This window comes from Pseudomonas sp. R5(2019) (assembly GCF_009905435.1).
Taxonomy (GTDB): domain Bacteria; phylum Pseudomonadota; class Gammaproteobacteria; order Pseudomonadales; family Pseudomonadaceae; genus Aquipseudomonas.
In genome coordinates this window covers 18,612-31,590 of the sequence record NZ_JAAAMT010000002.1, presented here as the reverse complement: position 1 = coordinate 31,590, position 12,979 = coordinate 18,612, and the positions used below count along the sequence as shown (strand labels likewise).

Sequence of the window (12,979 nt, the reverse complement as noted above, 5' to 3'; positions counted from 1 at the left end):
GGTTCAATCCCTGTTACGTGGAGCCAAACGCCACCGCTGTGTTGGCGAATACTTGAGGGTGGCAATAAGCAATCCGCTGCTATTCTTCGGGCTGGCCTGCGAGGGCAAGCAGTTTGTTGTTGTTTTTTGTGAACTTCTCGTGACTTTAGTTGCCAGAGTTCGTCTTGCCCCTGCACAACAACAGGCCCTCTTGCCGAACCTCGGGCTCGGATATTCGGCTGTCTCAAATCCGAGATTTGTTGATCGATGTCTTGAGCGTTGGCAGGATTGGCGCCTACTATTTGGTACGTGCACATTTTGAAGAGAACGACTTGGCGGTTTTCAGTGTCGAAACAGGCACGGGGTGGCGTAGAGGTTCCTTCGCCGGCAAAACATCGGTAAGGTAGGGGTCAGATTACAAGACCCGCGAGGAGCAGTGATGAGCGAGGCGTTGTCCATCCACCATGACCAGGCTAGTCATCAATTCGAGACCAATGTCGACGGTCATCGTGCCTATCTGACCTATATGGATCTGGGGAAGCAGACATTGGATATTTACCGTACCTTCGTACCCAACGCGCTGCGAGGCCGGGGCATTGCCGCGGCACTCACCGAGCAGGCACTGGAGTATGCCGACAGCATGGGCTACACGGTGATTCCGTCGTGCTCCTATGTCGAGCGTTACATGGAACGTCACCAGCGCCATTCGGCAAAAATCTGAACTCTCGACCTTGTTGCGTTGGCAGCGGGGTTGAAACGCTTCAAACAAAAACGCCGGGCGATGCCCGGCGTTTTTGTGTGTGCTTGATCGGCTTTTAGCCGCGGGCGCGCTTGGGCAGCACATCCTTGAGCTTGGCATGCATGCTGCGCAAGGTGGTTTCGGTCGCCGTCCAGTCGATGCAGGCATCGGTGATGGAGACGCCGTATTGCAGGTCGTCCAGGTTTTTCGGAATCGACTGGGCACCCCAGTTCAGATGGCTCTCGACCATCAGGCCGATGATCGACTGGTTGCCTTCCAGGATCTGGTTGGCGACGTTTTCCATCACCAGCGGTTGCAAGGCCGGGTCCTTGTTGGAGTTGGCGTGGCTGCAGTCGACCATGATGTTCGGACGAATGCCGGCCTTTTTCAGGGCCTGCTCGCACAGCGCAACGCTGACCGAGTCATAGTTCGGCTTACCGTTGCCACCACGCAGCACCACGTGACCGTAGGCATTGCCTTTGGTGGTGACGATGGACACGCCACCTTCCTGGTTGATGCCCAGGAAACGGTGCGGGCTGGAAACCGACTGCAGGGCATTGATGGCAACGGTCAGGCCGCCGTCGGTGCCGTTCTTGAAGCCGACCGCCGAAGACAGGCCGGAGGCCATCTCGCGGTGGGTCTGGGATTCGGTGGTGCGCGCGCCAATGGCCGACCAGCTGATCAGGTCTTGCAGGTACTGCGGGGAAATCGGGTCCAGGGCTTCGGTAGCGGTCGGCAGGCCCTTTTCGGCCAGGTCCAGCAGCAGCTGGCGACCAATGTGCAGGCCGTCCTGGATCTTGAACGAGTCGTCCAGGTACGGGTCGTTGATCAGGCCTTTCCAGCCCACAGTGGTACGCGGCTTTTCAAAGTAGACGCGCATCACCAGATAGAGCGTGTCGCTGACTTCTTCGGCCAGCGCCTTGAGCCGGTCGGCGTATTCATGAGCGGCCTTGATGTCATGGATCGAGCACGGGCCGACCACGACGAACAGGCGATGATCCTTGCCATCAAGAATATTGCGCACGACTTCGCGACCACCGGTCACGGTCTGCAGCGCAGTGGCGCTCAGGGGAATTTCCTTCTTGAGCTGATCGGGGGTGATCAGGGTCTCGTTGGAGGCAACGTTAAGGTCGTCGATCGGTAAATCAGCCATCGTGTTACTCGTCAGGTCACGGGTGCCGGCCGCCAGCGATCCCCGCGCGGCGGAGCGCAGCATGATTGAGCGCAGCGGGGATCGGAACCTTAGCGCGTTACACCGGGGCGGACAATGGGGGGCGCCCGGTTTCGTGCCTTTGCGGCACGTTTGGGCCACTAAAGTTGTAGCGGCGGCGGTGCTTCTTCCTGAATCAGGCTGAGACTGGCATGGGAAAACTCGACGGCGTGATGCTCGACCCATTCCTGGGCGAGGGCGGCGATGGCTGCGTCGTCGCTGCCATCGAGCTGGGCATGCTGCTCGCAGTAATGCTTGATCTGGCACACCTGCTCGCCCATGCGCGCGCCGAACAACGTCTGTTCGTCGGTAAAGGCGATGCCGATCAGGTAGCCTTCGTCGAGTTTGTAGCACCAGGCCACATAACCCGGGTAGTGGGTGTCTTCGCCAAGGCTGGGTATGGCCATATCGATGGCGGTGCCGCGCCGGTAGGCACGGTAATGATTGCAGGCCACGCCACCCAGGCTGATCGTGTGCAGCCGTTGCCGGGAAAGACTTGAGCATTTACGGGGGCTCAATACCACGGGAACATCGAAGGGATGGGGTAGAAAACGATTCATGAACACCGACTCCGAGCGTCGACTTTCTGACTGTCCTGATGTGAGTGTAGTGAGCGAAATGGAACACACTGATTTGAATATAGATCAGGCTCTGCTGGCGCGCTGACCGATGCGCTCGACAAGGCGGCCCGTCGAGCACCTGACCAGCTACCATGTGGGCATCGGCATATAAGGCAGGGGAATCGGTGATATGGGCAAGGGGTTGGGGGACAAGCTGGTCGTCGCGATTTCGTCGCGTGCGCTGTTCGACTTGAGTGAAAGCCATCGGGTCTATCTGACCGAAGGGGTAGAGGCCTACCGCCAGTACCAGATCGAGCATGAGGACGAAATCCTCGAGCCCGGTGATGCCTATCTGCTGGTGGAAAAATTGCTCAGCCTCAATGCCCGGCTGGGCCAGGCGCGCGTGGAAGTGGTACTGGTCTCGCGTAATAGCGCCGACACCGGCCTGCGCGTGTTCAACTCCATCCAGCACCATGGGCTGGGCATTTCCCGTGCTGCGTTCGTCGGTGGGCGTAGCCCTTATCCGTACCTGTCGGCATTTGGCTGTCACCTGTTTCTGTCCACCGATGCCGAAGATGTACGCAGCGCCCTGGACAACGGTTTCGCAGCGGCGACCATTTTGTCCGGCGGTGCCCGCCGTGCTGACAGCGCGGAGCTGCGGATTGCTTTCGATGGCGATGCGGTGCTGTTTTCCGATGAGTCCGAGCGGGTCTATCAACTGGATGGGCTGGAAGCCTTTCAGGCCAATGAGCGCGAATCGGCTCGGCGGCCATTGCCGGGCGGCCCGTTCAAGCCGTTTCTGGCGGCGCTCAATGTGCTGCAGAAAGAATTCCCCGAGGGTACCTGCCCGATCCGCACCGCGCTGGTCACAGCCCGCTCGGCACCGGCTCATGAGCGGGTGATCCGGACCTTGCGCGAGTGGGATATTCGGCTGGACGAATCGCTGTTTCTGGGAGGGCTGGAAAAGGCCGCGTTCCTCGAAGCATTCGCCGCCGACGTGTTTTTCGACGACCAGCCCGGGCACTGCGAACTGGCGCTGGGCGTGGTCGCGACCGGTCATGTACCCCACGGAATCAGCAACGAGCGGAAAATCTGACGCCCTGATTCTGACACGCTTGAGTGGCGCTTCCGAGTGCCAATGGCGCTGCTAAGCTCAAGCTTGTCCTGCCGTATCGGCAGTCGAGGAGGTCACATGATTCGCTCTCTGTTGTATGCAACCGACCTCGGTCTTTACGCTCCTTATGTCATGCAGCATGCCCTGACGTTGGCACGTGCCTTTAACGCCGAGCTCTATGTCATCCACGCCGTCGAACCCATGGGGCTGTTCGCCGAGTCGGTGTTGCAGAGCTATCTGGATGAATCGACCCTGACCAACCTGCAGAACCAGGGTGTCACCACGGTCATGGCCAATATCGAGCAAAAGGTGCTCGCCAGTTTTCGTGAAGAGTTGGGGGAAGGGCAGCAGGATCTGGCACTGATCCGTGCCGTTCGGGTCCGCCAGGGCGACCCGGCAGAAGTCATCCTCGACCAGGCCGAGCGTCTGGCGGTGGACCTGGTGATCGTCGGCAGCCACAGTCAAGGCGCTGGCGCCGAAATTCCGTTGGGGCGCACCGCCGCCCGGGTGCTGCAATTGTCCAAGGTGCCGGTGTACATGGTGCCGCTGTCGCAACATCTGGGGCGACGAAAAGCGTAGGTTTGCCGACCAAAGAATGTAGGCAATTCGATAAAAAGTTCTAGATTTATTCTTCGTGTCGTTAATATAGTTATAAACACGTCGCTGGAGCATGTGGCATCCGGCTGATTTGAGGGATACCTATGAAGCTTCAACAATTGCGCTACATCTGGGAGGTGGCGCACCACGACCTCAACGTTTCCGCTACGGCGCAGAGCCTGTATACGTCCCAGCCCGGGATCAGTAAGCAGATTCGCCTGTTGGAAGACGAGTTGGGGGTGGAGGTTTTCGCTCGCAGCGGCAAACACCTGACGCGCGTCACGCCGGCCGGCGAACGTATCATCACCACCGCAGGCGAGATCCTGCGCAAGGTCGAAAGCATCAAGCAGATCGCCCAGGAATTCTCCAACGAGAAGAAAGGCACCCTGTCGATCGCCACCACCCACACCCAGGCACGTTATGCGCTGCCACCGGTGATCAGCAACTTCATCAAACAATACCCGGAAGTGGCGCTGCACATGCATCAGGGCTCGCCCATGCAGATCGCCGAAATGGCCGCGGACGGCACGGTTGATTTTGCCATTGCCACCGAGGCGCTGGAGTTGTTCGGCGACCTGGTGATGATGCCGTGCTACCGCTGGAACCGCTGCGTGGTGGTGCCCCAGGGGCACCCGCTGACCAAGCTGCCCAAGCTGACGCTGGAAGTGCTGGCCGAGTATCCGATCGTCACCTACGTATTCGGCTTTACCGGCCGTTCCAAGCTAGACGAGGCCTTCAGCCACCGTGGCCTGACCCCTAAAGTGGTGTTCACCGCAGCCGACGCCGACGTGATCAAGACCTATGTGCGCCTGGGCCTGGGCGTGGGCATCGTCGCCAAGATGGCGGTCGATCCGAAGCTCGACAGTGACCTGGTGGTGCTGGATGCCAGCGAGCTGTTCGAGTCCAGTATTACCAAGATCGGTTTCCGTCGCGGCACCTTCCTGCGTGGTTTCATGTGCGACTTCATCGAGAAGTTCGCCCCCCACCTGACCCGTGAAGTGATGGCCAAGGCGATTCAGTGCCATAACAAGCAGGAACTTGAAGAGCTGTTTGATGGCGTGGAACTGCCGGTACATTGAGTCAAGGAATTGAACAACGCAACCCTCTGTAGGAGCGGCGGTCCGGCGTCCCGGCCCATCGCGGCCGGGTCCGCTCCAACAAGAGAATGATGGCGCCTTTGAAGTCAACGCTTAGTCTGAAACGCCCCGGCCGGGGCGTTTTTTTTTGCGCCACCGCGATCTCCCGCCCTACAAGCAAGGCTGACAACCCCAATCTCACAGGCCATGGCACGTTGCAACAAATGTGGGAGCGGATTTATCCGCGAAGCGCCGCGCGGGCGGCGCGCTATCTCAAGAACAATGGAAAAACCAAGGCAGGCACCTCCCACGGCTCATGCGATCTGCTGGCAGGCCCCCACGCCTCCCCCATCAGGATGAAGAGGTTGCCTGAGGACCGTATCAAGGCTTCCAGGTGCTTGCCTTGGGTTTTGCGGCGCTGCCGAAATCGAGCGCCGCCCGCGCGGCGCTTCGCGGCGGTCCGGCGCTCCGGTAAATCCGCTCCCACATTTGTTGCAACGTGCCATGGCCTGTGAATTTGGAGTTGCCAGCCTTGTTTGTTCGGCTTTAGATCTGTGTGGTTTCGGTGTGGCTTTCCCGCAATTGCGCGATGAACCTTTTTTACGCTGTATTTTCTCCGCAAAGTGGGTGATACGTCGTCCGTTGCCGTAGGCAATTAAACGTTCGTTTTATTTGGGAAATTTCTGAGGCTCGCTGGGACCGGTCCGACTTTTTGTGCGCGTCATCTACCGAATAATCCTCCTCGCCAACCGCACAGTGCGGTACTGGCACGGCATCTGTGACGAATTTCACAGGTCTTACCCAAGGAGCGTTTATTCATGAAGAACACCTTTCTCGCCTTGCCTCTGGCCCTGCTGGTCGCGGGCAACGCCTTCGCTGCCGACCCGATCGAGAAGCAAGTCACGGTTACGGCGTCGATCCCTACCGAGAACTTCTACGTTGAACCCGTCGGTGGCAACTGGATGAACGACCCTCAGTCCATGCGCTGGAACCCTGTCCAGGAAAGCCTGGAGCCGATCCAGAAACAGCTGCAGGTCAAAAGCACCATAGGCGCGATCTCGGCGCGGCTGCTGGATCCACCGATCATCGCCAGCGGAGCCAACAGCATCGGTCTGGCCGTCTCGATCGCCGGCACTGAACTGACCACCAGCGCTCAGCCTGTGGTGGCTGCCGCCGCCGCCGCGCCAGGCACCGTCGTCGGTTTTGAAATCGCTGCCATTAAACCTGCGGCCGGGAAATATGTAGCAGGCAACTACCAGGGTGTCGTCAACATGATGTTCGAGACCGCAGCGCCAACGCCTTAAGTCGCACCTCCGGTACTTATCCAACATCCCCTCTGTTCACCTCGTTCCTCATGCGCTTGCTTGAGGGCGGGGTGAGTATTGCCTGCGAAGATGGTCATGGCCAAAAACGTGTCTATTGCAGCATCAGTCCGATTGGCGCTGGGCTGCACGGTTTGCTTGAACCTGCCGCCGGCCTTGGCCGACGCACCGGGCCAGAACAGTTACCTGGGCGTATTGAGCCAGGCTCAAGGGCTGCCGAAGGAATTTGACGAACACTTTTTCGATGTGCCCCTGGCTGTACGGGTTGACCTGGACGGTCGCAACCTGGGGGATGCCATGGTGGTGCTCTCTCGCGATGAGCGAGTCCAACTGCTTGCGTTCACCGATACCACTGACAGCCTGGAGCCCGAGGCCACCCGCCAGCGCTGGGTCGAGTTTCTGTCGCAACAGCGCGCGCTGGGCACTTGCACCCGCGACTGCACCAACCAATTACTGGCCTTGCACTACAGCCTGGTGAACTCGCAGCTCTCCATTCTCACCCGTGAAGCCGAGCGCGACGGCGTAGCGGCGATTTACCATGCGCAGCCCGAGCAAGGCAGTTACGGCTTGCTGGTGCGCAACCAACTCAATTTGACCGGTGGCGACAACCAGACTACCGGCCGCTATGCCCTGCAAGGGCAAGGCAGCGTCGGTCACTGGACCGCACTGGCCGAGGCGCAGGTGGATCGCAGCAGCGACAACGCCGATCAGACGCGCCATCGAGTCGACCAGCTCTATGGCGAGCGGCTGCACGAAGCGCATTTCTATCGGCTGGGTTACTTCACGCCGGGTGTGCAAGGGCTGACGCGCCAGCCACGTTTGCTCGGCAACCTGCCGGACACCACGCTGGGCCTGATGTTCGGCAGCAGTGAGGGTCTGGTCATCGATAACGGCAAGGCCAGCGCCACGCCGATTTACGTCACGCCCAACCGTCCGGGCGTGGTGGAGATTTACCGCAACGGGGTACTGATCAACAGCCAGCCGGTGCAACTCGGCTTGCAGACCCTCGATACCCGGGTACTGCCCGGTGGCATCTATGAGGTGGAGGTGCGCCTGATCGAAGACGGCCAGGAAACCTCGCGCAATGAAGAATTCATCTACAAACCGTCCAACTGGAACGGAGCGCAGTCGCCGTGGCGCTACAACGCCTATGTGGGGCGCCAGAGCAATTTGCTGAGCAATTGGGAGAACGATTCCGAGGGCAGTTTGACCAGCGGCATTTTCACCAATTACCTGTTGCACCCGCGAGCGGTGGTCGGCCTCTCGGCCCAGCGCATCGATGAGCGCATGCAGTACGGCAGTTCGCTGGACTGGGACCTGGTCGACCGCCTGAAACTCTACGGCAATGTCTTTCACTCCCAGGGCCTTGGCAACGGATACGACCTGCAAGGCATCTACAACTATGACCTCGGTTCGCTGGTGCTGAGCCACAGCCGTTCCTGGCTGCAAGGCACGGACGACAATGGGGTTGACCGCTCGCAGGTGCGCGAGGTGAGTCAGAGTTCGATGTCGCTCAACCACCGGATTGACCGCCAAAGCACGGCTACCGTGCGTTTGTCCCACAGCACCGGCGCGGCCAGCGGCACGGGCGTTGATCTGGGCTGGGGCTATTACGGCAAGTTGCTGGGCTCCGATGCCAACTGGCGGCTTTCAGTGTTTGACCGGCCCGGCAGCGCCAGCACCGGCGATGCCCGCAACCGCGGCGTGAACCTGAGCCTGAACATGAGCCTGGGCGGCCCCGGCCGTCGGGTCTCGGCGAGCCTGGGTAGCCGTACCTCACGCGATGGCGGTCGTGATCAGAACGCCTCGCTCTCCTATCAGCAGGATCTCGACCACAGCACCTTGCGCAGCGTCGGTACCACCGCAACCGTGGACCGATATGGCACAGGGCTGTCGGGCAATGCCCAGTTCCAGAACAGCGTGCTGCACGGCGATGCCTATGCGCAAACCTCGTCGTTCAACGGCGCGCTGAGCGCCGGCCTGAACCTGGACAGCATCGTTGCCGTGGGCGCCGGCAAAGTGGCAGTGACCGGGCAATACCTGCCCCATGAGGCCGGCTTGATTGTCGACGTAACCTCTGACCTTCCAGACCTGGAGTTGCGCGCCGATGACCCGCAGGGGCAGAGCGCGTCGCTGCGACCCGGGCGCAACGTGATCCCTGTGAAAGCCTACAAGTCAGGCCAGGTGCAGTTCGATTTTGCCAGCGGCGATGCGCATGCCGCCGTGATCCAGCCGCCGAGCGTGGGGTATCACCTGAACCGGGGCGGGGTCGAGTACCGGCAGATTCGGGTGATGCGCACGCTGACGGTGATCGGGCGTTTGGTCGATGCCAAGGGGCAACCGCTCAGGGGCGCCCTGGTGATCAACCATGCCAGCCGCAGTGTCAGTGAGGCGGACGGCTTTTTTGCGGTGGAGATGAGCGAATCGACGCCGACCCTGGAGGTTCGCCACGGCGGTGGGGCGGTGTGTGTGCTCAGCTTTGAACCGGGCAAGGCAGAGCGGGAGAACGATGTATTGCTGGTGGGTGATCAGGCGTGTGTGGCGCCTGAGTTGGTGCAGGTAACGCAGGGAGTCAAAGGCGATGTTTGACGTCTTGAAGGAGCAGAAACAACGGCTCAAGTGGCTGATTGCTGCTTGCGTCCTGCCGGTCGGGCTGTTGTCCCCACACCTCAGTGCCGATGAAGTGACTATCTCAGCCCGTTACTCTGGTAATGGTGTCAACTTTGAAAACACCACGCCGCAGGCGGGGTTTTGTATTCGATATCCCCAAAATTGCGCAGGTCGTTTTACGGTCGGATTACCCATCACTTACGACAAAAGTGCCGTGAACCGCGCCCCTGATCCGCGTGATCAATATTTTGTTCAAGTGCCGGGGGCGCGAGTCGTCAACGTCACGAGTGTCGAGAATGGCCGGACTTATCCGGTGACCTTTGAGTTCAGGGCAATCAGTCAACAGGTCAATGCGCCTGGAAGTACACTTCTCAATCCTGTGTTTATTGCGCATAACCCGGGTGGATGTACCTATCTCCAAGCCTATGGCGTGCCAGGCAGGACGATGTATCTGTGGCGGGTGCGTAACCCCTTGAGTCCGGTGGGGTGCTACTCCAGTGCAACCGGTGGCGCTATAGGCACGGTTGTTCAGACCAGCACCTTTAACTTTGGCATTGAGTATGGGCTGACCATGCCCTCACCGTTACGCATGGTGCGCGGCCTGTATAGGGGGCAGACCACTTTTTCCATTGCCCCAGGCGCAGATTTCGACTTCGGCAACGGTGTGACTAATCTCAACAGCTCAACGTTGACCCTCAACTTCGAGTTGCAAGTGAATCACTCCTTCGTGCTGGATTTCCCACCGGGTTCGGAGCGGGCAGTCCTGGAACCGCCCAATGGTTGGCTCGACTGGGTCAACCGCGGGCGCAAACCCCAGCGCCTGTACCGCGAGCACCCGTTCAGAATCTGGTCCTCCGGGCCGTTCAAGGTTTACATGCGCTGTGACCAGTCTGTGGGTCAAGCATGCGCCATTCAGAACGGTGAGGGGCACGATGTGCCGGTGCAGGTGGCGCTGTCTCTGCCGGAAACCATCACCCACTCGGGTACGCCGGTCAAACAACTGCCCATCCCCACCCGTGAGACCGCTGCGCTGGTGTTCGACAGCCTTGCCTCGACCCTCAATCGGCAAGGGCGCCTGCATTACGAGGTAGCCCGAGAGCACGCTGGCGAGATGCTCAAATACCCCGGCACCACCTATTCAGGCAACGTGACCCTGGTCTTCGATGCGGAGCTATGACAGGCAACGCCGGGCTCTCCATCGCGGAATGAGCCCGGCAGGTAAGGAGCGCGCGATGTTTAAGATACTCAGGCAGCAGCGGCTTTGGTGCAGGCTGCCGGCAGGCATAGGGATGATGCTGTCTGGATTGCAGTCCGCGCCACTGAGCGCCGATGAAGTGACCATCACGGCTCGCTATACGGGAAATGGCGTCAACTTTGAAAACACCACGCCGCAGGCAGGGTTTTGCGTGACCTGGCCTCAAAACTGCGTCGGCCGTTTCACTGTGGCGCTACCCATCATTTACAACAAAAAAGCCGTCCAGGGAGCACCGGATGCGCGTGATCGGTACTTCATGAGAGTGCCTGCACCACGTGTAGTGACTGTAACGAGTACTGAAAATGGGACATCTTACCCTGTCACGTTCGAGTTTCGGGCATTCAGCCAAACCGTCATCATCTCTAGTGGAGGTATTTACTCCAACCCTGTGTTCACTAGATATCCCGTGGGTTGCAGGTATCTAATGACGTATGGCACTCACGTTTGGGTGCAGTATCTGTGGGGCGTGCCCAACCCTCAAAGTCCGGCCAGTTGCAGTTCCAGTGCTATCGGCTCACCCGCAGAGACCGTGGCAGACACCAGCACCAGGGCTTTTGGCATTGAATATGGGTTAAGCATGCCTTCGCCATTACGGATGAAGCACGGATTGTATAAGGGGCAAACCACCTATACGGTTGGCCCGGGTGCGGATTTCGATTTGGGTAACGGCGTGACCAATTTGAACTCACCCACCGTGACCCTCAATTTCGAACTGGAAGTGAATCACGCCTTCGTGCTGGATTTCCCTCCAGGTTCGGAGCGAGCAGTGCTTGAGCCACCCAATGGTTGGCTCGACTGGGTCAACCGCGGGCGCAAGCCCCAGCGGCTGTATCGCGAGCACCCGTTCAGAATCTGGTCTTCCGGGCCGTTCAAGGTTTACATGCGCTGCGACCAGTCTGTGGGTGAAGCATGCGCCATTCAGAACGCTCAGGGGCACGAGGTGCCCGTACAGGTGGCACTGTCTCTGCCGGAAACCATCACCCACTCGGGTACGCCGGTCAAACAACTGCCCATCCCCACCCGTGAGACCGCTGCGCTGGTGTTCGACAGCCTTGCCCCGACCCTCAATCGGCAAGGGCGCCTGCATTACGAGGTAGCCCGAGAGCACGCTGGCGAGATGCTCAAATACCCCGGCACCACCTATTCAGGCAGCGTGACCCTGGTCTTCGATGCGGAACTATGACAGGCAACGCCGGGCTCTCCATCGCGGAATGAGCCCGATAGGCAAGGAGCGCGCGATGTTTAAGATACTCAGGCAGCAGCGGCTTTGGTGCAGGCTACTGGCAGGCATAGGGATGATGCTGTCTGGATTGCAGTCCGCGCCACTGAGCGCCGACGAAGTGACCATCACGGCTCGCTATATGGGAAATGGCGTCAACTTTGAAAACACTACGCCTCAGGCCGGGTTTTGTGGGCGCTGGCCTGGCAACTGCTTAGGTCGTTTCACCGTGGGCCTACCCATCAGTTACGACAAAAAGGCCGTCAAAACTGCACCCGATGTGCGAGACCGGTTCTTTGTGAAAGTGCCTGCATCACGTGTCGTGACCGTAACGAATGCCGAAAATGGGAGTTCTTACCCTATAACGTTCGAGTTCCGTGCAATCAGTCAACGGGTCGCTGCAAGCGGAGGTCTATACAATAACCCGGTATTCACTGCGTATGTCGGGGGTTGTAGATATCGCCTGACCTACGGCTTTGTCAATTGGTCGCAATATTTGTGGGGAGTGCCAAATCCTGTGAGTCCTCCCAGTTGCAGTTCCAATGCTGACGGCCCTGTCGCAGGGACTGAGGTAGACACCCGCAACACTGACTTTGGCATTGAATACGGGCTGGCCATGCCCTCACCTTTACGAATGAAACACGGCCTTTATCGAGGGCAGATCATCTACACGATCGGTCCGGGTGCGGATTTTGATTTCGGCAACAATGTAACCAACCTGAACTCGCCGACCGTGACCCTCAATTTCGAATTGGATGTGAAGCACGCCTTTGTGCTGGATTTTCCGCCAGGTTCGGAGCGAGCAGTACTTGAGCCGCCCAACGGTTGGCTCGACTGGGTCAACCGCGGGCGCAAGCCCCAGCGGCTGTATCGCGAGCACCCGTTCAGAATCTGGTCTTCCGGGCCGTTCAAGGTTTACATGCGCTGCGACCAGTCTGTGGGTGAAGCGTGCGCCATCCAGAACAGTGAGGGGCACGATGTGCCGGTGCAGGTGGCACTGTCTCTGCCGGAAACCATCACCCACTCGGGCACGCCGGTCAAACAACTGCCCATCCCCACCCGTGAGACCGCTGCGCTGGTGTTCGACAGCCTTGCCCCGACCCTCAATCGGCAAGGGCGCCTGCATTACGAGGTAGCCCGAGAGCACGCTGGCGAGATGCTCAAATACCCCGGCACCACCTATTCAGGCAACGTGACCCTGGTCTTCGATGCGGAGCTATGACCGACAGCGCTGGTGAAGCACCATCGGAAATTTCTCTGCCAATATCGGAAACGTCTTGTAGGCAGATTGGAATGGA

11 protein-coding genes are annotated in these 12,979 nt (G+C 59.4%); 9 read left to right on the top strand and 2 right to left on the bottom strand.

Features of this window, described 5'->3' with window-relative positions:
- Positions 1 to 418: 418 nt before the first annotated feature.
- The gene (locus tag GUY40_RS01765) at positions 419 to 700 is read left to right on the top strand and encodes a GNAT family N-acetyltransferase (protein ID WP_166567218.1); all 282 of its coding nucleotides are present in this window, start codon (positions 419 to 421) and stop codon (positions 698 to 700) included.
- A gap of 94 nt (positions 701 to 794) precedes the next feature.
- On the opposite strand, the gene GUY40_RS01760 is transcribed toward GUY40_RS01765, so the two are convergent.
- Positions 795 to 1,871 carry a 3-deoxy-7-phosphoheptulonate synthase gene (locus GUY40_RS01760; RefSeq protein WP_166567217.1) on the bottom strand — a complete coding sequence of 359 codons (1,077 nt, stop codon included), beginning with the start codon at positions 1,869 to 1,871 and terminating at the stop codon, positions 795 to 797.
- 158 nt (positions 1,872 to 2,029) lie between these two features.
- Entirely contained in the window at positions 2,030 to 2,488 is a 459-nt protein-coding gene (locus GUY40_RS01755; protein WP_166567216.1) for a PilZ domain-containing protein, read from the bottom strand.
- Positions 2,489 to 2,678: 190 nt separating this feature from the next.
- Between GUY40_RS01755 and GUY40_RS01750 the strand changes: the two genes are divergently transcribed.
- The 8 genes from GUY40_RS01750 (at position 2,679) to GUY40_RS27960 (ending at position 12,903) form a co-directional block, all read left to right on the top strand.
- The gene (locus GUY40_RS01750; RefSeq protein ID WP_166567215.1) at positions 2,679 to 3,584 is read left to right on the top strand and encodes a 5'-nucleotidase; all 906 of its coding nucleotides are present in this window, start codon (positions 2,679 to 2,681) and stop codon (positions 3,582 to 3,584) included.
- Positions 3,585 to 3,680: 96 nt separating this feature from the next.
- Positions 3,681 to 4,181 (top strand): universal stress protein, encoded by a 501-nt coding sequence (locus GUY40_RS01745; protein ID WP_166567214.1) that lies wholly within the window; start codon positions 3,681 to 3,683, stop codon positions 4,179 to 4,181.
- Positions 4,182 to 4,303: 122 nt separating this feature from the next.
- Positions 4,304 to 5,278: an HTH-type transcriptional regulator CysB gene (gene cysB / locus GUY40_RS01740; RefSeq protein ID WP_166567213.1), complete on the top strand. Its 975-nt coding sequence runs from the start codon at positions 4,304 to 4,306 to the stop codon at positions 5,276 to 5,278.
- An 815-nt stretch (positions 5,279 to 6,093) separates the two neighbouring features.
- Positions 6,094 to 6,579, top strand: coding sequence for a CS1 type fimbrial major subunit (locus tag GUY40_RS01735; RefSeq protein WP_166567212.1), 486 nt, complete (start codon positions 6,094 to 6,096; stop codon positions 6,577 to 6,579).
- A 96-nt stretch (positions 6,580 to 6,675) separates the two neighbouring features.
- Positions 6,676 to 9,186, top strand: coding sequence for a TcfC E-set like domain-containing protein (locus GUY40_RS01730; protein ID WP_166567211.1), 2,511 nt, complete (start codon positions 6,676 to 6,678; stop codon positions 9,184 to 9,186).
- Positions 9,179 to 10,384 (top strand): hypothetical protein, encoded by a 1,206-nt coding sequence (locus GUY40_RS27965; RefSeq protein ID WP_178117637.1) that lies wholly within the window; start codon positions 9,179 to 9,181, stop codon positions 10,382 to 10,384. The genes GUY40_RS01730 and GUY40_RS27965 overlap by 8 nt, the downstream gene beginning before the upstream one ends.
- A 748-nt stretch (positions 10,385 to 11,132) precedes the next feature.
- Complete coding sequence (locus GUY40_RS01720) at positions 11,133 to 11,645, top strand: hypothetical protein (protein ID WP_178117636.1); 513 nt, start codon at positions 11,133 to 11,135, stop codon at positions 11,643 to 11,645.
- 55 nt (positions 11,646 to 11,700) lie between these two features.
- Complete coding sequence (locus GUY40_RS27960; protein ID WP_178117635.1) at positions 11,701 to 12,903, top strand: hypothetical protein; 1,203 nt, start codon at positions 11,701 to 11,703, stop codon at positions 12,901 to 12,903.
- Positions 12,904 to 12,979: the final 76 nt, after the last annotated feature.

Coding starts and splice junctions, on each gene's coding strand:
- GUY40_RS01765 (WP_166567218.1), top strand. CDS start 419: ATGAGCGAGGCGTTGTCCATCCACCATGACCAGGCTAGTCATCAATTC.
- GUY40_RS01760 (WP_166567217.1), bottom strand. CDS start 1,871: ATGGCTGATTTACCGATCGACGACCTTAACGTTGCCTCCAACGAGACC.
- GUY40_RS01755 (WP_166567216.1), bottom strand. CDS start 2,488: ATGAATCGTTTTCTACCCCATCCCTTCGATGTTCCCGTGGTATTGAGC.
- GUY40_RS01750 (WP_166567215.1), top strand. CDS start 2,679: ATGGGCAAGGGGTTGGGGGACAAGCTGGTCGTCGCGATTTCGTCGCGT.
- GUY40_RS01745 (WP_166567214.1), top strand. CDS start 3,681: ATGATTCGCTCTCTGTTGTATGCAACCGACCTCGGTCTTTACGCTCCT.
- cysB (WP_166567213.1), top strand. CDS start 4,304: ATGAAGCTTCAACAATTGCGCTACATCTGGGAGGTGGCGCACCACGAC.
- GUY40_RS01735 (WP_166567212.1), top strand. CDS start 6,094: ATGAAGAACACCTTTCTCGCCTTGCCTCTGGCCCTGCTGGTCGCGGGC.
- GUY40_RS01730 (WP_166567211.1), top strand. CDS start 6,676: ATGGCCAAAAACGTGTCTATTGCAGCATCAGTCCGATTGGCGCTGGGC.
- GUY40_RS27965 (WP_178117637.1), top strand. CDS start 9,179: ATGTTTGACGTCTTGAAGGAGCAGAAACAACGGCTCAAGTGGCTGATT.
- GUY40_RS27960 (WP_178117635.1), top strand. CDS start 11,701: ATGTTTAAGATACTCAGGCAGCAGCGGCTTTGGTGCAGGCTACTGGCA.